The organism is Clostridium sp. UBA5119, from assembly GCF_002414285.1.
GTDB lineage: Bacteria > Bacillota > Clostridia > Clostridiales > Clostridiaceae > Clostridium_J > Clostridium_J sulfidigenes.
Genome location: NZ_DHYX01000112.1, coordinates 1,697 through 21,550, shown reverse-complemented (window position 1 = coordinate 21,550; position 19,854 = coordinate 1,697). Strand labels below are relative to the sequence as shown.

Annotated in this window: 22 protein-coding genes; 12 read left to right on the top strand and 10 right to left on the bottom strand. The window is 31.9% G+C overall.

Annotation, left to right across the window (positions count from 1 at the left end):
* The coding region (locus B2671_RS16945; RefSeq protein WP_346871467.1) for a hypothetical protein at positions 1 to 288 on the top strand (288 nt) is incomplete at its 5' end.
* A gap of 45 nt (positions 289 to 333) precedes the next feature.
* On the opposite strand, the gene B2671_RS16940 is transcribed toward B2671_RS16945, so the two are convergent.
* The 7 genes from B2671_RS16940 to B2671_RS16910 all read right to left on the bottom strand — a co-directional run bounded on the left by B2671_RS16940 (position 334) and on the right by B2671_RS16910 (position 4,924).
* Positions 334 to 684, bottom strand: a complete 351-nt coding sequence (locus B2671_RS16940; protein WP_346871466.1) for a hypothetical protein — start codon at positions 682 to 684, stop codon at positions 334 to 336.
* 70 nt (positions 685 to 754) lie between these two features.
* On the bottom strand, positions 755 to 1,078 hold the full coding sequence (locus B2671_RS16935; RefSeq protein WP_346871465.1) for a hypothetical protein: 324 nt from the start codon (positions 1,076 to 1,078) through the stop codon (positions 755 to 757).
* 96 nt (positions 1,079 to 1,174) lie between these two features.
* A complete protein-coding gene (locus tag B2671_RS16930) occupies positions 1,175 to 1,930 on the bottom strand; it encodes a TSUP family transporter (protein WP_346871464.1) in 756 nt (251 codons plus the stop codon).
* A 181-nt stretch (positions 1,931 to 2,111) separates the two neighbouring features.
* Positions 2,112 to 2,429: a hypothetical protein gene (locus tag B2671_RS16925; RefSeq protein ID WP_346871463.1), complete on the bottom strand. Its 318-nt coding sequence runs from the start codon at positions 2,427 to 2,429 to the stop codon at positions 2,112 to 2,114.
* A complete protein-coding gene (locus tag B2671_RS16920) occupies positions 2,387 to 3,259 on the bottom strand; it encodes a radical SAM protein (protein ID WP_422653251.1) in 873 nt (290 codons plus the stop codon). Before B2671_RS16920 ends, B2671_RS16925 begins: the two co-directional genes overlap by 43 nt.
* 210 nt (positions 3,260 to 3,469) lie before the next feature.
* The gene (locus B2671_RS16915) at positions 3,470 to 4,048 is read right to left on the bottom strand and encodes a manganese efflux pump MntP family protein (protein ID WP_035134233.1); all 579 of its coding nucleotides are present in this window, start codon (positions 4,046 to 4,048) and stop codon (positions 3,470 to 3,472) included.
* 309 nt (positions 4,049 to 4,357) lie between these two features.
* Positions 4,358 to 4,924 carry a TetR/AcrR family transcriptional regulator C-terminal domain-containing protein gene (locus B2671_RS16910; protein WP_346871461.1) on the bottom strand — a complete coding sequence of 189 codons (567 nt, stop codon included), beginning with the start codon at positions 4,922 to 4,924 and terminating at the stop codon, positions 4,358 to 4,360.
* A gap of 563 nt (positions 4,925 to 5,487) precedes the next feature.
* Between B2671_RS16910 and rlmD the strand changes: the two genes are divergently transcribed.
* Positions 5,488 to 6,846: a 23S rRNA (uracil(1939)-C(5))-methyltransferase RlmD gene (gene rlmD, locus B2671_RS16905; protein WP_346871460.1), complete on the top strand. Its 1,359-nt coding sequence runs from the start codon at positions 5,488 to 5,490 to the stop codon at positions 6,844 to 6,846.
* A gap of 70 nt (positions 6,847 to 6,916) precedes the next feature.
* Here the strand turns inward: rlmD and B2671_RS16900 are convergent, their stop codons facing one another.
* Positions 6,917 to 8,362 carry a PLP-dependent aminotransferase family protein gene (locus B2671_RS16900; protein ID WP_346871459.1) on the bottom strand — a complete coding sequence of 482 codons (1,446 nt, stop codon included), beginning with the start codon at positions 8,360 to 8,362 and terminating at the stop codon, positions 6,917 to 6,919.
* A gap of 163 nt (positions 8,363 to 8,525) precedes the next feature.
* On the opposite strand from B2671_RS16900, the gene B2671_RS16895 reads away from it, so the two are divergent.
* Both B2671_RS16895 and B2671_RS16890 read left to right on the top strand, forming a co-directional pair.
* Positions 8,526 to 9,572, top strand: a complete 1,047-nt coding sequence (locus B2671_RS16895; RefSeq protein ID WP_346871458.1) for an ornithine cyclodeaminase family protein — start codon at positions 8,526 to 8,528, stop codon at positions 9,570 to 9,572.
* 12 nt (positions 9,573 to 9,584) lie between these two features.
* Complete coding sequence (locus B2671_RS16890) at positions 9,585 to 10,454, top strand: PhzF family phenazine biosynthesis protein (protein ID WP_346871457.1); 870 nt, start codon at positions 9,585 to 9,587, stop codon at positions 10,452 to 10,454.
* A gap of 209 nt (positions 10,455 to 10,663) precedes the next feature.
* Here B2671_RS16890 and B2671_RS16885 read toward each other — a convergent pair whose 3' ends face one another.
* Positions 10,664 to 11,092, bottom strand: coding sequence for a LysE family translocator (locus B2671_RS16885; RefSeq protein ID WP_346871456.1), 429 nt, complete (start codon positions 11,090 to 11,092; stop codon positions 10,664 to 10,666).
* Positions 11,093 to 11,289: 197 nt separating this feature from the next.
* Here B2671_RS16885 and B2671_RS16880 point away from each other — a divergent pair, with 197 nt between their 5' ends.
* The 6 genes from B2671_RS16880 to B2671_RS16855 all read left to right on the top strand — a co-directional run bounded on the left by B2671_RS16880 (position 11,290) and on the right by B2671_RS16855 (position 16,198).
* Entirely contained in the window at positions 11,290 to 12,201 is a 912-nt protein-coding gene (locus B2671_RS16880; RefSeq protein WP_346871455.1) for a LysR family transcriptional regulator, read from the top strand.
* A 294-nt stretch (positions 12,202 to 12,495) separates the two neighbouring features.
* Entirely contained in the window at positions 12,496 to 13,044 is a 549-nt protein-coding gene (locus B2671_RS16875; protein ID WP_346871454.1) for a hypothetical protein, read from the top strand.
* A gap of 513 nt (positions 13,045 to 13,557) precedes the next feature.
* Positions 13,558 to 14,163 carry a matrixin family metalloprotease gene (locus tag B2671_RS16870; RefSeq protein WP_346871453.1) on the top strand — a complete coding sequence of 202 codons (606 nt, stop codon included), beginning with the start codon at positions 13,558 to 13,560 and terminating at the stop codon, positions 14,161 to 14,163.
* Positions 14,164 to 14,186: 23 nt separating this feature from the next.
* Positions 14,187 to 14,888 carry a hypothetical protein gene (locus B2671_RS16865; protein WP_346871452.1) on the top strand — a complete coding sequence of 234 codons (702 nt, stop codon included), beginning with the start codon at positions 14,187 to 14,189 and terminating at the stop codon, positions 14,886 to 14,888.
* A gap of 438 nt (positions 14,889 to 15,326) precedes the next feature.
* Complete coding sequence (locus tag B2671_RS16860; RefSeq protein WP_414632646.1) at positions 15,327 to 15,503, top strand: hypothetical protein; 177 nt, start codon at positions 15,327 to 15,329, stop codon at positions 15,501 to 15,503.
* 125 nt (positions 15,504 to 15,628) lie between these two features.
* On the top strand, positions 15,629 to 16,198 hold the full coding sequence (locus B2671_RS16855) for a VanZ family protein (RefSeq protein ID WP_346871483.1): 570 nt from the start codon (positions 15,629 to 15,631) through the stop codon (positions 16,196 to 16,198).
* Positions 16,199 to 16,399: 201 nt separating this feature from the next.
* Here the strand turns inward: B2671_RS16855 and B2671_RS16850 are convergent, their stop codons facing one another.
* Entirely contained in the window at positions 16,400 to 17,362 is a 963-nt protein-coding gene (locus tag B2671_RS16850; RefSeq protein ID WP_346871451.1) for a hypothetical protein, read from the bottom strand.
* Between the two features lie 237 nt (positions 17,363 to 17,599).
* Between B2671_RS16850 and B2671_RS16845 the strand changes: the two genes are divergently transcribed.
* Both B2671_RS16845 and B2671_RS16840 read left to right on the top strand, forming a co-directional pair.
* On the top strand, positions 17,600 to 18,586 hold the full coding sequence (locus B2671_RS16845) for a DNA/RNA non-specific endonuclease (RefSeq protein WP_346871450.1): 987 nt from the start codon (positions 17,600 to 17,602) through the stop codon (positions 18,584 to 18,586).
* 215 nt (positions 18,587 to 18,801) lie between these two features.
* On the top strand, positions 18,802 to 19,854 hold a 1,053-nt coding region (locus B2671_RS16840; RefSeq protein ID WP_346871449.1), incomplete at its 3' end, for an erythromycin esterase family protein.

Genomic DNA, 19,854 nt, shown 5'->3' with positions numbered 1-19,854 from the left:
GAAAAACCTGTATATGATGACATCCTAAGAGAAGAATATGAAGGAGACCGTCGTAGATTAGAAAATCGTGACCCAGTAAGTTATAAGATATGTGAAGAATGTGTTCAGCCTAAGAGTAACTGCATGAAGTGTGAATATTTACTTCAAAACATGTATCTAAATAATTGCGATTATGGACACAAACATCATAAAAAGAAATACTATGATTATAAAGAATATGATGATTGTTATCCAAGTAAGAAGAAGAGCAAGAAGAAGAAAAAACATCATAAAAAACATCACAGATAATTAAAAAGTCCACTTTCTTTTAAGGAAGGTGGACTTTAATACATATTATACTTCTTTTGGTGTATCCGTAATAGATTCAGTTTTTATAGCATACTGAAAAGCGCTTTCGTCACTATTTTCATATTGTTTTATGTCAGGGAAAGCTTCATAATCAATTTCACCATCTTCACCACAGTGACAAGCATTTAGATTTTCTTCATAGTCATCATCTAAAAAGCTACATTGACATAGATCTGAATCTTCATCTCTATCTTCGTCTTCATTTAAATCACCTTTCATAAGAGCCTCGCTTATAGACTTTATGCTCTTGTTTGAAACGGCATTTACAATTTTATCTACAACCACAACAGCACCTACAATAGCTAAAGTATTTGTTATTAATTTTTTTAAATTCATAATATCATTCCTTTCTTAAGATTCCCATTNNGTATGAGAAATTATATATAAATATTTATTAAAATATTTTTTATTGTAGTATATTAGTTTTTTGTGCCTTTATTTTTTTCATAATAGACTCTAGATTAAACATATGACTTTGAAGTATGTTAAGATTCTTACCTAAAGTCATGCTTCTAGTTATTATTCCATCAAATAGCTGCGATTCCTTTTGAGTAAGAGAATCCTTAAACTTACCTTGCTGTTCAAAGTTAAGTTTTTCAAATTCTGTAACAATGTGATAACAATACTCTAATAAATTGCCATTAATATGACTAGCTCTATTTTTATAATTTCTTTTGCAAACTAAAAATCCAATAATAATTATAATAATTAAAACAACAAATGAATACATGAGCACAGAGCCTCCTTTTTAGCACACATTAATAAGTATAGGCTAAGGATAAGTTCCTGTAAAGAAAATTATTCCTAATATATAAAATATTTAATATTAGAATAGTTGTAATAACATTTTTATAGCTACGGCAAGGGACATAGTAACAAAAATAGGCTTAATAACCTTTGACCCCTTATTAATAGCTAACTTTGTTCCAAGCTTAGCACCTAATATCATAAATACACAAACAGGTATACCAATTAGGTAATTTATGTTACCACTAAAAGCAAAGGTAACAAGAGCAGCAATATTACTAACAAAATTTAAAACTCTAGCATTGGCTGAAGCTTTAAGAAAATTAAAACCTAAAATATTAATAAGACCAAAGATTAAAAAGGAGCCTGTACCAGGTCCAAAGAATCCATCATAGAAGCCTAATGAAAAAGCAAAGATTATAGAAATAGTAATATTCCTTTTATTTAGTCCCTTAAAATTATCCTTTTCTCCAATGGATTTAGAAAAGAATGTATACACACCTATGGCAAGAACTAGCACAAGAACTAAAGGTTGAAGAAAACTTTCATCCAATAGAAGTACAGCCTTAACGCCTAAAATAGAGCCTATTAAAGTGAAGGGTGCTACTATTTTAAGAAACTTAAAATTGCAGTTACCTGACTTTATAAAATTAATAGAACTAGTAAGCGAGGCCATAGAAGCTGTAAACTTGTTAGTTCCAAGAACCATGTGAGGAGGCAAACCAGCTATCATATAAGCAGGAACGCTTATTATCCCACCACCACCAGCAATGGAATCTACAAAGGCTGCCAGAAAACCTGCAAAGCATAAAAAAATAAAAGTAAGTGTATTCATAATTCCTCCAGAAATTTAATTTTAACAAGCTTCATATTAAAGAATATATTATAAATTTATGAAGCATAATCTACTCTTATATTATAAGGGGAAAAGGAAGAAAAAGAAACAGAAATACTTTATTATTCATAAAAGTACCCCATAGGCCAGGAATAAAATTCCTTACCCAATGGGGCATAGTTTATTTATTTTTACACATTAAATTTTCTTCCCATAGTGGTTCAGCACGTTTAGCCCAAGTTTCGCCATAATCTATAGTTTTAGCTACTAAATCTTCTACATTTTCAGGATCTACATACTCTGTAGACTTAGCCCCAGAATCCTTAACCATCTCTGCAATCTTTGGAGCATTATCAAGAATTGGGCAAGGTCTAAATTGATTATTGTTAAAAGGTTGATTCTTTTGGTATTCCATAAACAGTGGCTGTCCTAGAGCTTCAATTAAAGGAACTTCCTTTATATTAGCACTGGAGTAGTGGCAGAATACACAAGGTTCCACATCTCCATTNNGTATCTTCTTCCACCAGCAACGCAGCCACCAACATATTCAGCATCATGCCAGAAGTCCATATTAAATATTGGTTTAGTAGAGCGCCAACCTCTTATAGTACGATATAGTTTCTCTCTTTGATCAGGATTAGCCATTAGGGAAGTATCTGTTTTGCAGCCTATAGGCATAAAAGTAAAGTACCAAGAGAAATAAGCACCCATATCTATCATCATATCTATAAATTCTTCAGATAAAACGCTGTCGCAGTTATTAGTTGTAAAGCAAGTTGAGAATCCAAAAGGAACTCTATTTTCTTTCATAAGAGCCATAGCACGAGTGATATCCTTCCAAGAACCATCGCCACGTCTTGCATCAGTAGCATCATCAAAACCTTCAACACTAATAGTAGGAACTATATTTCCAACTTCACATAGCTCTTCACAGAAAGCCTGGTCAATTAAGGTTCCATTAGTAAATATCATAAACACACAATCATTATGTTTCTTAGCTAGTTTTAAAATATCATTCTTTCTAACTAAAGGCTCACCACCAGTCATTATATAAAAGAAGATACCTAAATCCTTACCTTGAATAAGTAAACTATCTAATTCATCATAGCTTAAATTTAAAGCCTTGTTATAATCAGCAGCCCAACAACCAATACATTTCTTATTACAAGCAGTAGTAGGATCTATAAGTAAAGTAAAGGGAATTTCATAGCCATATTCCTTAGATTTTTTCCTAGATTCACTCCAACCTCTAATAGAAGAATTAAGAAGGAAGTTACTAAACACAGTCTCTAAAATATGAGGATTCACTTCTTTGGCTAATTTAGTCATAAGCTCTACCCAGTTATTATCCTTTTCCTTTAAAAATCCTTCAACAGCATCATATTGAGACGTATATAAATTTTCTGTATCAAACTTCCTTAGCCAGTGAACAATTTTCTCAAAGTTTTTCTCAGGATTTTTCTTTAAGTATCCAAGTCCCTGCTTTAAAGCAGCCTTTTCGATTTTATATTTTACATTTAACATAAGCCAACCCCCATTTTAAATAATTTTAAAGTAAGAAAGTATCATTTTCACTCCCATAATAAGCAATATAACGCTACCACAGATATTAACTGCAACTCTGTACTTATCACCTACACGGTAGCCTACCCTAAGTCCAACAATAGATGAAATCCCTGTTATCACAAATATGATAAACATATCTATAATAATTTCAGTGCGCAGTAGAGCAAAGCCAATTCCTAAAACTAAAGCATCCAAACTAGTTGCAAAGGCTAAGGAAAAAATATTTCTATAATTAAAACTTTCCCTTTGCTCATTGATGGATTTAATAGTCAAGGCATTTTTTATCATCTTCAGTCCTAAGAAAATGAAAATAATTGCAGAAAACCATTGATTGATGGATTTAAAAGTTTCAGAATAAATTGAGCTTACTGGAAACTTGGTAATCATCATTCCAATAGTAAGCATAATAGCTTGTATTCCCCCAAATGCAAGGCCAACAATAAAATCCATACGCTTTTTAAGATAAGGTTGAGTTGCACCTGTACATACTGTCACTGTAAATGCATCTAAAGACAATCCTATTGATACTATGATTACTTCCAGAACACTCATAAGCATCTTCCTTTCATAATCTGTTTTCTTAAATTATAGTCAATATAGATTTTTATGTAAAAATACACTTTGCCCTAAATGTATATCAAAAAAAACAAAAAGCAACTTATGTAGTTGCTTTAAAACAAATCTATTTAATTGTTTTTTTATTATCTTTAAATTGAGATATTTATATCTTATATATCTTATATATCTTATATATAATGTAACTAATTATTTCAAATATATAACGTAAGTAATAATATTAAAGTGCTTATTTGATATTTTATATAAGATTAGTAATATATTTTGCTAAAGCCCCATAACTTTTTATAATGGCTTGAACACAATATCTTCTAAGGAATTAGAAAGTAGCAAATAATATTTTTCAGCTAACTCATGAGCAGGAACTTGTACACCTTTTTTAAGCCAAGTAATTAAAAAATAGGTTAAACCTCTAGAATAGTAATTAGCAATTTCAGAAGCGGTGAGAATTCCTTCAAAATTCATATTTTCTATATCTAGCACAGAGAACAATTCTTCAAACATCTTAAGAAGAAATTTATATATTATACTCTCAAAGGAATTTTGTCCTTCTATTTTCATAGCTTTAACATAAAACCCTTTGTTATTTTCTATCCTAGTAAGAACAAAAAGAATTGTCTCATTAAACATTTTATTATCTATAAGAAGGGTTGCACCTTCAAATATATCCTTATAACAAATCCATTCAAGCAGTTCATACTTATCAGCAAAGTGGTTATAAAAGGAGGGTCTTATTAACTTTGCCTCATCAGTAATCATTTTTATAGTTATCTTATCAAAGGAATGTTGAGTCATTAACTTTTTAAAGCTATCAACTATCAGTGCTTTAGTATTTTCTTTTTTAGATCTCACAGTATAACCTCACCCCTTTAAAGATATTCTAAAAGTTAAATCAAAGTTTTCCACAGTTTTAACCATTATATCAACTTCCTATATTTTATGTCAATTAAACCACATATATGCCATAATACTAAGAGTTGCCACATTCAATGCAAGGAGAAGCTTTAAAATTCCTAGGGATATACCATAAAAGCCTAGATAAAATCTGGGGGATAATATATAATAAACTAGGTAATTTCAAATAAATATACACCTATTTAACTAGGAAACAATAGATCTAGAAAACTATGAACCTATATAAATATGAAACTATAGAAATATTAAAATAGTTAAATAGGGAACAATAAAACAATATACCTATATAAATTTTTAACTAGGAAACTATATAACTAGTTAACTATTTGTTCTGTTTATGCGGGTTTCAGAGGTTTTGGTGATTTTCAGAGTCATATTTTAAGCCCCAAAATAAAGGGTAAAAAATTTAATTAAAACTTTTAAATATACCTAATAGATGAAATTATTTTTAAATAAAAAATTAAAATTAACATAGAATTTTATTAGATAAGGAGATAAAAATGAGAAAGAGAAAAGAATATGAATTTATCATAGAGGGTACAGAATTTCCAGGAAAGGGAGTTGCCTTCCATGAAGGAGAAAAAGTAGCTATAAAAAGTGCATTGCCCGGGCAAAAGGTTAGAGCAAGAGTAACTAAAAAAAATTCCAATGGAGTAGAAGCTAAACTTCTTGAAGTTTTAGAAGATGTAGATTACAAGGTAAGGCCAGCCTGCGATATCTTTGGAATTTGTGGAGGATGTAGTCAAGGAGACTTATCACTAGACACTCAACTTAAATTTAAAGAAGAACAAGTAAAGGCACTATTAGATAACAAGGGTATAACAGATTATGAGTACCTAGGAATAGAAAGCAGCCCACTTCACTATGAATACAGAAATAAAATGGAATTCACCTTTGGNNGAGACTTTGAAAAAGGTGGAGAACTAACCCTAGGAATGCACGCTAAAGGAAAAAGCTTTGCCATAGTATCAGTACATAACTGTCAAATCGTAGACGAAGACTTCAGAGCTATAATAAATGCAACCATAAACCACTTCAGAGGAGAAAACCTTCCTTATTATAGAATCTTAAAGCATGAAGGCTTTTTAAGAAATCTAGTAGTAAGAAAGGCTATAAACACAGGAGAAATATTAGTTAATATAGTTACAACTACCCAAGTAGAATATGACTTCACAGCCTTTGTAGATGCTTTAAAAGGATTAAATCTAAAAGGAGAGCTCACAGGAATAATCCATACCTTAAATGACTCCCTATCAGATGTAGTGCAAGCAGACTCTGTAGAAATACTACATGGAAAAGATTATATAATAGAAGAGCTTCTAGGATTAAAATTTAAAATAAATCCCTTTGCCTTCTTCCAAACTAACACAAAAGGAGCCGAGAAGCTTTACTCTATAGTAAGAGACTTCATAGGTGAATCAGAAGACAAAGTAGTCTTTGACCTATACTGCGGAACAGGAACCATAGGACAAATAGTTGCTCCAAAAGCAAAAAAAGTAGTTGGCATAGAACTAATAGAAGAAGCCGTAGAAGCTGCAAAAGAAAATGCTAAAATCAACGGCCTAAATAACTGTGAATTCATAGCAGGAGATGTAGCCGTAACCATAAAAAATGTAACAGAAAAACCAGACATAATAATCCTAGACCCACCAAGACCAGGAGTACACCCAGTAGCATTAGACTACGTAATAAAGTTTGATGCCAAAGAAATAATCTACGTATCCTGTAACCCTAAAACATTAGCAGTAGACCTAGAAGTATTAACTGCTAATGGATATAAAGTGGAAAAGGTGAAAGTTATGGATATGTTCCCGCATACTCCGCATTGTGAAGTCGTAGTGAAGTTGGAAAGACGATAAAACCTAGTAATATCAATACTTTAAGCCACTGAGTGTATAGATGACATTCAGTGGTTTTTCAGCATGCTTTTTACTTCAATTGTTCTAGTACCAATTCAGAGAGGATTTTAATCCCTTGACTGATTTCCTCTAGTGTTGCATTCGAATAGGAGATACGTAGATGCTGGCTTGAGCGGAATTCGTACAAGTCTCCAGGATGGATAAGCACCTTACGATTTAATGCTTTCACAAAAAGCTGATACATGGAGATGGGATGATTTAACTTTAACCATATGAAATAACCGCCTGTCGGGAGGTTCCATGTGGCGATTGCATTAAAATGCTCATTTAATGCAATAAGTGCGGTATCTCTTCTTACTTTGACCTTTTTTCTTAGCATATCATTATGTTCTTGATATAAACCACTGGCAAATAATTCGGCAGCCACATACTGGGAGAGTGAACTTGAGCCATAGTCCGACTGCATTTTAATATCGGCTAGTCTTGCAATAACCTGTTCAGACCCAACTATCCAACCAATTCTAAGACCAGGACTTAAGTTTTTTGATATGCCTCCAACATATAAAACAAGACCATTATTATCAAGTGATTTCAATGGAGGAGGTGGGGAATCTTCAAACCAGATTTCACGATACACGTCGTCTTCGATGATTGGCAGTCCTTCCTTCTCACAAAATTGAATCAATTCTTTTCGCTTTTCCAGAGGCATAACTGTTCCTGTCGGATTATGGAAAGTGGGAATAGTAAAGAGCATAGATCCTCGTTTATTATTATGCTTTTCTGATAATTTCTTTATATTAATCCCTGTTTCTTCAAAAGGTATTCCGGATAACTGCATGCCAAAGGACTGAAATGTTCGCAGCGAATACAGATAGGACGGCTTTTCGAGATAAACAATGGAATGGGCGTGCAAAAGACCAAGGGAAATGAGCTGCAATCCTTGTAATGCGCCCGAGGTAATTAAGACAGAGGCAGGATTGGCTACAATTCCGATGTTTTTTAAGTATTTGCAGATTTCTTCCCTTAAAACGAGGGAACCTCTAGGTTCCTCATATCCTAATGAATAGGATGAAACCGATAATTTCTTTAAGATTCCTTGTATCTTATCTTGTGGAATCAGCTCCGAAGCAGGTTCACATGAGCCCATCCGTATCATGTCAGGATCACTTTCAGCCGCATTAATTTGCTGAACAATCATATGGTTTGGCTGATGGTTTCCTGAGGAGATATATCTATTCCAATTATAGCCTTGATCCATTAAATTCCATGTATTGTTAATGACTTTTGTTCCGCCACCGGTATTGCCTTGAATAACGCCTTCAGCAGCCAATTCATCCATTGCGGCTACAAGGGTACTTCGATTTACTGCGAACAATTCTGCAAGAGCTCTTTGGCTAGGCAATTTTGTGCCAATGGGCCATTCGTTTAATGTTATTTTTTCTTTGATATAGCCCACAATTTGTAAATGCAACGGCATTGGATAAGTTTTATCCGGTTTCCAATTGGTTTCAAACATTAAATATCCCTCCTGTCATTTGAATCTAATATATCATTTGGTTGGTTAAAAAGCAACCATTGATGGTTGGAGACAAAAGGAGTATTTTTCACTACAATGACATTATACACGGTGTCATATTTTTATTTGATCCGTAGTTTTATTGAAAGGTAAGGGATAAATCATGAATTCAATCAGAATAATAAGCGACGAAAATGTAAAGGACATATTAGATTTGAAGAATACCATTTTGTGCATAGAAAATGCGTACAGACAAAAAGCAAAAAACCAGGCGACTGTATTGCCACTCGTTTCTGCTGATTTAATTGAAGGAAAGGCGGATATGGATATAAAGTCTGGCATTTATCAAGCAGGAAATTTATTTGGGTTAAAACTAGTTGCGTGGTTTGGTGAAAATGAAACAAATGGACTTCCAGCTTTAACAGGAATGACCATGGTGTTTGATTTAAAAAATGGATTCCCTCTTGCATTGATTAATGCCAGGCATTTAACCGCTATGCGTACGGGAGCAGCAGGTGCAGTTGGCATAAAATATCTGGCAAAACAAGATACGGAGGTTCTGGTGGTAGTAGGAACTGGCTATCAGGCCGCCTTTCAAATTGCAGCAACATTAACCGCTGTCCCAACAATACGAAAAGTTTATTTGTACAATCCGAGAAATGAAGAAAAAGCGCGATTGCTTCAAGAGTCCATACGTACTAAACTAAGCAGCATAAATCATGATTGTTCTGATTCAAAAAACGAGAACTGGATTCAAAGAATCGATAAAGTAGAATTTTTAGCAGTACATAATATTCAAGCTGCACTGAGCGAAGCAGATGCCGTTATCACCATTACCCCTTCTAGTCAGCCTTTGATTAAAAAGGAATGGATAAAACCGGGAACCCATTTTAGCTGTATTGGGGCAGACCTGCCTGGCAAACAGGAGTTAGATGAAACCATATTTAAGACGGCAAGAGTTTTCACAGATGATATCGGTCAGGCGTCTATGGTTGGCGAAATGCAGACGGCAGTCAGATCGGGGATATTACAGAAAGACGCCATAACAGAAATAGGAAAGGTAGTCAACGAAAATGAAAAGGGCCGCTTATCTAATGACGATATTACGGTATTTGACAGCACAGGGATTGCCCTGCAGGATCTTGCTGTTGCAGAATATATATTAAAGATAGTAGAAGAAAAAAATATCGGAACCATTGTAAACATATAAGGAGGATTGGAAATGAAAGTGAACGTATACAAAGTCAATTCCTTTGCTAAAACAAAAGAGGGTGGAAATGCTGCAGGTGTGGTGCTTGATGCAGATTCATTATCGGAAAGAAATATGAGAAAACTTGCTTGGATTCTTGGATTTAGTGAAACCGCTTTCCTATTGCAATCAAATGTAGCAGACTTTAAAGTAAGATTTTTTACACCAACGGAAGAGGTGGATTTATGCGGTCATGCGACCATTGCAACCTTTCATACCATGGCGAGCCTAGGATTGTTGAAACCAGGGTTGTATAAACAGGAAACTAAAGCCGGAATCTTGGGCATTGAAATTAAAGAAGACCACTCCGTTATGATGAACCAACCGGTTCCCGTATTTTCAGAAATCATAGATTCAGAGGAAATTGCCGAATCTTTGAACATCAAAGATTCGCAAATGCCGGAAGAGTTGCCAAGTCAAATCGTATCAACAGGACTTCGAGATATTATGATTCCCGTAAAAAGTATTCAGATTTTAAATGAAATCAAGCCGGATATGGAAAAGATCAAAAATATCAGCCGAAAATACAATGCAGTTGGCTATCATGTTTTTGCATTAGAATCCTTCCAAGGTGCTCACGCTCATTGCAGAAACTTTGCTCCGCTATATGATATTCCGGAAGAAGCGGCAACAGGAACTTCAAATGGTGCGCTTGGCTGCTATCTTTATCACTATGGTAAAATCAATAAGGAGCAAGCATCAAACCTCGTGTTTGAACAAGGTTATTCCATGAAAAAACCGTCTGAAATTCTGGTATCCCTATCCTTAAAGGAAAACGAAATTCAGGAAGTCAGAGTTGGGGGCAATGCGATGAATATGACTTTATTAGAAGTTGAAATATAGGTATTGATAAAGTGAGCAACAGAGCACTCAGTATAGCGGGCGCTCATTTTAATTAACAATTACTAGATATATTGCGGTTATAATCAGTAATCCTCCCATAACTTGATTAAATGTTTTGAAATTTTTTTCTAACTTTAAGAAAATTTGCATTCTTGAACCTAACAAAGCCCAAGCAGTAAGAGATGGATAACAAATAAGAAAATAAATTATTACGAAAACAAAAAGCATATGATGGGAATTTTCCAAATTGAATGCAGAAACACCAGAAAGACATGCAATCCATGCTTTAGGGTTAAACAATTGTATAAAAAATCCATGTTAGAAAGGGGCAATTTTTCCTCTTTAAGTTCAATTTCAGGATTTGAAATAATGATTTTATATCCCATATAACCGATAAATCCTGCCCCCACATATTTTAGTATCTCATAGAACAATGGGACATGCGCTTTAAGATTGGAGACACCTAATCCTATAGCTGCCAGCAATAAGGTAAAGCTAATAGTTGCACCTGATACAAAAGCAAGCGACTTTCGGAATCCGTAACTTGCACTTGAAGAACGCGTTATCATATTAACTGGGCCTGGAGAAATGGACATAGAAAATGAAAATACACACATTGCAATAATTGTAGAAAGCATCTTTCACTCCAATCTGTTTAATATTAAAAAATAACGATAGAAAAACGAGATGTGTTTTCTTAATAACTTAAGAGTAGTATAATTGATGAAAGAAAAAACATCCAATCGTATTAACGGATTAGGTACATCCGTAATGCTGATTGATATTAAATTCTACTTTATATTGCTGATATTTTTATTAGAGAAGGGGAGATCTTTTGGAATTTTATCAATTAAGAACTTTCATAGAAATTGCGCGTACTGGAAATTTAACAGAAGCTGCAGTACGTTTAAATATGAGCCAACCTGCTGCAAGTGCACACATCAAGGCTCTAGAAAAAGAGGTAGGCTTTACTTTATTTCACAGAATCCCAAAAGGAATGATGATTACTGAAAAAGGTTCAAAGTTATTGGCAGATGCACAAAAAATACTTGAATCAGTAGATCATTTTTATCATAAATCCAATGGCTTATATTCTGATTCAATTGAGAAAATCTTAATTGGATTAAATACCGATGGAGAAGTACTAAAAATCAAGGAAATGATTCAGTTGGTTTCTAAAGAGATACCTAAGGCAGAATTGCACTTTGTAAAAACGAGAAGTGAAGATTTTCTCAAAGATTTGGATATTTCAAAGATTAATGCAGGATTTTACTATGGAAAAGTTTTGAATTCGGCAATACAAGCAATAAAGTTGCATTCATTTGAAATGGTCGTAGTCTATCCCAATAGCTGGAATTTGGAATCGAATGATTTATCGCTGGAGTTTTTTAGTAAAACGCCTTGGATATGGACAACAAAAGGCTGTCCGTTTTATAGAGAATCTATGGCTTTCTTTGAGAAACAAGGTATCAATCCACAAAAAATCATGTATGTTGACGATGAGCTGTTAATAGGAGAATTGGTTCAAGCAGAAATCGGGTGTTCGCTACTTGCAGAACCAATAGCTATGCGGTTCGCAGAAGAAAAAAAGTTAAAAGTTTGGAAAGGTGTCAATTTTAACATTGATCTTTATTTCGGTTTTCCAAAAGAAGTAAAAAATACCCCTGTACTGATTGAAATGAGTTCCATATTACATGATATATGGAGGCGACAGACACAAAACTCATTTAATCCTGCAGACAATTGATGTGGCTAATTATTCCGCCAAGGAACCAGTGGGACTTAACGACATTATTTCTGTCTACTCAAGGCATTTGCTGACACTAATGTAGCTTATTCTAATAAAAATATCCAAGCTAATGAACAGACTATTACTGCTAATGGTACTAATTATACCTTTGAAGAAAATGAAGAAAGTGTAATTGTACAAGGAAGTAATGGTGAAAGTACTACTGTAAATAAAGCTACCGGAGAAATTGTAACTGAACTTAATGGAATAGTTACAAATAACAATGTTAAAGATTATATAGGTGAAACAAAGTTGCAAGATTCTCAAAAAACAAGAAGTATGTCAATGGCTTTAAGTAGTAATTATCAATACGGAAATGAATTTACTGATGCTTATTTATATCAAGATTGGTTTAAAGATGGTTATAAGTATTTAGAAGGTCACCATAGCCGTGATTATAATAAAAATGGTTTTTTATTTAAACGAAATGGTCAAGTAAAAACATACGAAGGTAAAAAGTTTAGTTTTTCATATGGAACTGCTTTTGGAGTTGTGTTAGGCGCAATTGCTGCGGTTGCATCTGGTGGAACAGCGGTAGCTGTATTACAAGGTATAGGAATTAGTGCTGGTGGTGTTCTAATTGATTATTTAACAATAAAAGTATGGCTTGAAGATGACACGTTTTTATATAGAGTCAGAGATAGTAATGGAAAAGTTTTATTAGATACTCATCATGTTCAAAGATATGTATTAGGATATAATCATAATACCAAAGTATCAACTAAGAAATTTTATAAAATGGCCGGAGGATTTGCTGGTACGACTTCTGATATGATAGAAGCTGGATTATCATTACATTAGTAGAAAAAATAAAGAATGGCAGATTGACTTCTGCCATTCTTTATTTATTTGAATGTATAGTCTCATTTAATAGCTTAAAAGTTATTAAATGAGATTATAAAATTATTGAATATAGTTGATAAGTTGAATGCTAAAAAAATAAATCAAATAGTAGAGATTAAATATAGATTAACAGAAATGCACATTTAATGCACAAACCATGCCATTGAAGGATGTAAAAATCAATAGTAATATAATATTATAAAGATTTGGTCAGTCATCCATGATTAGGAAGAAGGTATTCAGTTAGAAGCTGGATGCCTTTTTTATTTTTATAATATGAATAGTATTAGACATGATTAATGAATAAATTTGGTGTAAGTAAGAGTAAAAATAGTGGTAAATATTATAAAAAGTAAGTTTTACTATTTAAAATAGAAAATAAATTAACATATATTTCATATAATATATTTGCATTGTATGAAATATATGTAAATATTAAAAAAATGTACAAGCTATAAGGAGGTATAAAAAGTGAAAAGAAAGGGATTAATAATTATAATAAGTATAATTATCAGCTTACTTATGAGTACTAATGTGTTTGCGGCAACGCCTTCTCCAATTTTCGGATATAAACTTAGTGGTGGAGTTGGAAATTATGGAAATAATAATCAATATTATTATATTGATTCATCAGCCAATAATTTTTATCATAATAGTTTTTATTTAGATTATAGACGATATATAACAAAGGCTATGGATAGATGGATATATACAAATGAATTAACTCCGATATCTTTTATTAAAACAACAATACAACAAAATAGTGTAATAGATATATATGTGAAAAATGAACAATACTCTTCATGGGCTGGACTAACATATTGTATTGTAGGAAGTACCAACATAAATCCACGTACACAAAATTGGAACTGGAACAAAGTAACTCTTAATGCCCATTCTCTTCAGTTTGATTCTCAGATATCTCATATTCAAGCAGCAGCCGCACATGAGATTGGACATTGCTTCGGATTAGATGAAAATGAAATTCCAGGAAGTGTTATGTATAAATATCTTTCAGGAATTTTAGACGGGGGACCTAGTGTGGAAGATTGTAGAGCTATAAATAGAATATATTAATAAAGAGAATGGAGAAAACTAAAATGAAAAAAATAATAAAATATTCTAGTATAACAATAGTATTAGTAATTACGGTGTTTTGTTTTAATACTTATAGTAAGATTAAGGATTCAGAATCGAATTTAGATACAAATAATCTAGCAGTTTCAAATAATACAATAGGGTTAATTAATGACGATATTAAATATGACATCATAGACTCGCATTTAAGTTTAACTAAAAAATACGATAGTATAAATGAATTAAAAAAAGATTCAACTATAATCGTAGAAGGAATTGTTAAAAATACAACTTCACGCATGATAGAAGATATACCTTATACAGTTTCAAATGTAGAAATAGTAGAAATTTTTAAAAATGATGGCACATTAGAAAAAGGTAAAAATATATGCGTTATAGAAACAGGAGGAATTTTCTCACCAGAAGTCTTATTAAATGAACATAAGAAGAAGTTTCCAAATGAAGCCATTTCATTAAAAGATATGAAACCAACCAAGCTCATAACAGATGGGATTGCACCTATGGATACAAATGAGCATGTAATAATATTTGCTTTACAAACACCACCATTAGATGGCAAGCCATGCTATGCACCAGTAGGTGAATATCAGGGAAAATACAAGCTTGAAGACTCTAAGTGGAAGCAACAAATACCAAAAGAATTTGAAGGTGGATATAAAGATAAGATGAAATCTAAAGATGAGATTGTTGATATGTTAAAATAAATTAGAGGTGGGTGTATGTATAAGTTTGGTTTAAATGCACATTTAGTGCACAAACCATGCCATTGAAGTATGTAAAAATCAATAGTAATATAATATTATAAAGTTTTGGTTAGTCCTCCATAATTAGGAAGAAGGTATTCAGTTTAGAAGCTGGATGCCTTTTTCTTTTATGTTTATAAGGTGGTGATAGTATAGAAGCTATATATGCTAGTTATACATGTAGGGGTTGCGATAGGGAATTTATATTATTAACCTCTGAGCTGAGAAATGCAATTAATAGTGGTAAGTATTTGGCTTGCCCATACTGTGGAGGTAGACATATAAGAAAAGAGATTGCAACAGATGATCTAAGAGAAGTCATGAAGGCTAGAAAGTATAAGAGAGTTAATAGTAGGATTAGACAAAGATAAGTTGAAGTATTAGGCAGGTGAAGCAAGTGTGGCAAAGAAAAGACCTCCAAAGCCTATAAAGTTAGTTGAAAGAGTAAAAGATATACAGGACTATCTCAAGTATAAAAACTATAGGGATTATGTACTTTTTACATTAGGAGTAACAACAGGATACAGAGCAATACAAAGGCTGTTTCTTTTAGTAGTAGTCCAGCTGTCTTCTTAATGGGAACGGTTCAAGATGGAAAATATCATCTATTTATATACGGTGGAAATGCAGATACCTATATGACTGTGAAAGGTAGAATTGCTCAATAAAATTATTCAATAAATAAGGAGTATAACTTGAATATGGAAATAGCAGGGATATTTATAAGTGGTAGATTACTATTAATCTTTAGTATTATTGTATGGAGTGTAATTAGAGGTATATTATTTATTAAAAACAAAAAAATTGTATTTAAAAATGAAATATTATATATGGTATTTTGTGTATATATTATTTCTTTAATCTCAGTTACACTTTTACCTATATTTATATATTTTGAACCACAAAATTATGTAATGGAACCATCTATTAATTTAGATATTTTTGATTTTATAGGGTCATATAGTAATACAAATAAAGTATTATTTTTCAAGAATACTATTGGGAATTTAATACTTTTGACGCCGCTAGGTATACTATTACCACTCATATGGAATAAAAAATTTAAGAGTTTGAAAAAAATAGCTATAGTAGGATTTGTAATAGCTCTTACAATAGAAGTACTACAATATTTTGAAATATACTTTGGATTCACAAGAGGCTATAGAGTGTGTGATATTACAGATTTGATTTTTAATACAATTAGTATAGTGTTAGGTTATATGGTTTTTAAAATCTTATTTGATGATGAAAAATTTATAATTTCAAAGTAAAAAAGAAACTACAATATTTTAAAAAGATATCAAAGGCTGGTATGGAATAAAATCCTTACTAGCCTATTTTCGTATAAAATAAAAATATTGAAAAGAGTTAGCAGAACACTAGTGAAATCTTAGAAGTTATAGCTAATAATGAAATTGTAACTAGTGAAAATAAATTTATATAAGCACCACAAGACATAGACACACCCACAATTAATTATTAACTATAAACTCCACAGCCTTTAAAGTTTTTTCATCTAAATCTTCTGGGTACCAGTGTCCAATTCCTTTATTAATATGGTATTCATGGGCAAGTCCAACTTCCTTAAATAATTTTAAAAGATGCTGAACAACTGGGTCAGTGTCCTGGTCCCCTTCAAGAATAACTATTTTTGTTTTTCTTTCTGCTAATATCTTTGTATCTTCAAGTCCGATGATATTTAAGTAATCACCAGGGCATAATGCAATAACTCCTTTTATTGGAATAGCATTATGAAAAGCCATATCAATAGAGGTAGTTGCACCACCCGAGAAACCTCCAAATAATACACAAGTTTCATCAATGGAATAATCTAATAATAATTGCTCATAGCAATCTTTCAGTTCTTTTCTTGATAGAGTGGGATCACTAAGCCAGCAAAAGCTATTATGGAAATACATTTGTGATGATTGAGGATATACAACTATGTACCCTTTTTCTAAAAGTGCATCAGGCTTCCAATACCAGCTAGTATTTTTTATATTGCAATGAAATCCATCACCATGTAAACAAAGGAATAATGGATACTTTTTTGTTGGATCATAAGATTTTGGAAGGTGAACTTCGTATTCTAGCTTAGAATTTTCTTTAGCTTGGTGAAGTAGCTTTGTATTTAAATTATTAAGAGACTCATATTCAGGGTGGTTTCTTAATAAATCAAAGTTTGGCCAGTGTAAGGGAAATGGATAACCTTTTTCAAGTGATTTTTTTATAAGATTAATACAGCTCTCACTATTATTGGTTTCAGTATATACCCTAGATTCATCGATGATAAGTTCAAATAGATTTTCTTCATATTCATCCTTTGGTAAAAGTTCATTTGCATGAAGGAGTATATTTAAAACTTCATCATACTTTTTTTCAGAGAAGAGTATTGAAAAGTATTCTTCAAATTCATAAAAATTTCTATATTTCATAGAGATCTCCTTTAATTAATATATATTTAAATTATTACCAATAGGTTAATTATAACATATAAGGGATTATAGGTATATGAAAAGGTTAGTTACAAGTGTAACATATTCATAAGTTATGCAGTTTGTGTAGATAAATAGAGATAACCTTAACATAAAAAACTAATGTAAGTAGCTTTATCCATGCCTGGATGGTAAAATAATAGAGAACTGAAGATGATTAGGGGGAATTTTTAAGAAATGAAGAAATTTTTGTCAAGCTTAATTGGAATAATATTTGCTGTTTTAATTTTTGGCATGACCATGATGCCAAAAGATGCAAAAAATCAACAAAATATTGCAAGTAATAAAATTGAAGCTAAAGAAGAGAAGAAAAGTGAAGATACTTCAGTGGATGAATCAACTGAAGCAGATAAGGAAACTACAAGTAATTTAAAGGAAGAATCAAAAAAAGAAACGTCAGCTGCTATCACAGAAGATATATTTTCAGGATATAAGCTGATAGTAGTTGATGGTGGAAATCTATCTGGACACAGAGAACCTAATGTTGTAGTTGACATAGGATTTGGAGATAGAGAATATTATGCTTTTACCAATGAATACGGTCAACTTGTTAAGGTAATAGCAAAGGAGATAATCTTGCAAGATGATTCAACAGAGCCTGTTACTTCAAGTGGAAGATATTATCAAGATGAAGCAAAAGTGCCAGGAGTTGAAAGTAGGACCTTGGATGAGGGACATGTTATAGCAGATTCACTTGGTGGAGTTTCCAATGCATACAATATAACTCCTCAGAATAGTATCCTTAATAGGCATGGTGACCAAGCTTATATGGAAAAGGTTATTCGAGATGCTGGAGGTTGTACAGAGTTTGTTGCAATAATAACTTATCCAGATACAACTACTCAGATACCAAGTCACTACAGCTACACTTATACAATTAATGGCAATGTAATTAATGATGAATTTGATAATGTGAATCCAGATGAATATAATGCAAGTTTAAAAACGAATTCTTCAACTAATAACTCAAATTATAGTAATAATACAAATACTACTATCAATAATTCAGGTAGTACAAGCAGTCCAGGGAAAGTATATTGGACACCTAATGGAAATAGCTATCATACTACAAAGAGTTGTTCTACTTTATCTAGAAGTAAAACTATTTTAGAGGGAACACTACAAGAAAGTGGAAAGAATGACCCATGTGATAGATGTCATTAGTGAAAAGTAACTTAAGAGATTAGATTAAATTCTAGTCTCTTTTATTTTCCACAAAATACATAGCTTGATGAAATATATGGTATAATTTCTATATATTTATCGAAAGCCAAGTGTTACTTGGTCAAGTAATAATCAAGAAGCCTTTGCAACTAATATAGAAATCAAAGAAGTGTAAAAGAAATTACACCAACAGATGTTTTTGGGGGGATTAAATTATGAGCAAAGTGAAAAAAGTCATTGTATTACTAATTATTATAATGGGTTTATTAGGGGGAACTATTATTTATATAAGGCCTATCAGTGAAAAACAATATGTGCAAAAGAATGCTGATGAATTAAATTTACAGAATTATGAGGATTATTCTGACCTAAACTTTATAGATGAAGATATAAAAGATAAGAAGGTTGTATTTACAAATGAGGTTCATGGAGCTGATGAAAATGCAGACGTTCAGTATAAATTTGCTAGTTATTTGATTGATAATTGGGATTGTAGATATTTATTATTAGAAATGGGATATGCAGAAGGCGAAATTATTAATAAATATATTCAAACAGGAGATGAGGAATTATTAAAGAATTTCTCAAATATATGGCAATCTAAATTTAATAATATTTCCTATATAGAGTATCTAAAAAAGCTTCATGTAAAAAATAAAGATCTTCCACAAGATAAAAAGATAATAATAAAGGGAGTAGACTCCATTGAAAATTCAGAAGCAACTGGAATGTATATTGATTTACTTATAGAAGATAATCCTGATTTAAGCAAAGAGCAAATTGCTGCTTTAAATAGTTTTAAGAAACAAATTACAGAGTGTATTATAAGTGATCAGCATGGATGGGGTGGAGAAGAAAATATAAAAAACATATTAAGTGCCGTAAAAGAAATAAGTGATACAATAAATGAAAACAATAAAAGCTATAAGGAAGCATTAGGTGGGAATCTGTTTAGTATTTCCTTTATATTAAATAATATTAAAAATTCACAAGACTTTAATTTTACAACTGCTGCAAGTGTAGACTCTGATAAGGAGTGGTATGAAACTAGAGATAAGTATACTTATGAAAACTTTAAGGAGTTAGATGAGTATTTTAAAATGGATAAATGCTATATGCATTATGGAATTCGACATGCTTATCAAAAGGAGATTAATGGTGTTAAGTTTTTAGCGGCTTATTTGGCTGAAGACGAAAAATTAAAGGATAAGTTATATAGTATTAATACTATATATGGAGACGGAACAATTTTTGAATTTCAATCATAT

What these genes read in the sequence shown, in the direction of transcription:
- B2671_RS16930 (WP_346871464.1), bottom strand. Translation starts at nt 1,930, where the DNA reads ATGAATACACTTACTTTTATTTTTTTATGCTTTGCAGGTTTTCTGGCA.
- B2671_RS16850 (WP_346871451.1), bottom strand. Translation starts at nt 17,362, where the DNA reads ATGAAATATAGAAATTTTTATGAATTTGAAGAATACTTTTCAATACTC.
- B2671_RS16865 (WP_346871452.1), top strand. Translation starts at nt 14,187, where the DNA reads ATGAAAAAAATAATAAAATATTCTAGTATAACAATAGTATTAGTAATT.
- B2671_RS16895 (WP_346871458.1), top strand. Translation starts at nt 8,526, where the DNA reads ATGAATTCAATCAGAATAATAAGCGACGAAAATGTAAAGGACATATTA.
- B2671_RS16855 (WP_346871483.1), top strand. Translation starts at nt 15,629, where the DNA reads ATGGAAATAGCAGGGATATTTATAAGTGGTAGATTACTATTAATCTTT.
- B2671_RS16915 (WP_035134233.1), bottom strand. Translation starts at nt 4,048, where the DNA reads ATGAGTGTTCTGGAAGTAATCATAGTATCAATAGGATTGTCTTTAGAT.
- B2671_RS16845 (WP_346871450.1), top strand. Translation starts at nt 17,600, where the DNA reads ATGAAGAAATTTTTGTCAAGCTTAATTGGAATAATATTTGCTGTTTTA.
- B2671_RS16935 (WP_346871465.1), bottom strand. Translation starts at nt 1,078, where the DNA reads ATGTATTCATTTGTTGTTTTAATTATTATAATTATTATTGGATTTTTA.
- B2671_RS16885 (WP_346871456.1), bottom strand. Translation starts at nt 11,092, where the DNA reads ATGCTTTCTACAATTATTGCAATGTGTGTATTTTCATTTTCTATGTCC.
- B2671_RS16940 (WP_346871466.1), bottom strand. Translation starts at nt 684, where the DNA reads ATGAATTTAAAAAAATTAATAACAAATACTTTAGCTATTGTAGGTGCT.
- B2671_RS16900 (WP_346871459.1), bottom strand. Translation starts at nt 8,362, where the DNA reads ATGTTTGAAACCAATTGGAAACCGGATAAAACTTATCCAATGCCGTTG.
- B2671_RS16890 (WP_346871457.1), top strand. Translation starts at nt 9,585, where the DNA reads ATGAAAGTGAACGTATACAAAGTCAATTCCTTTGCTAAAACAAAAGAG.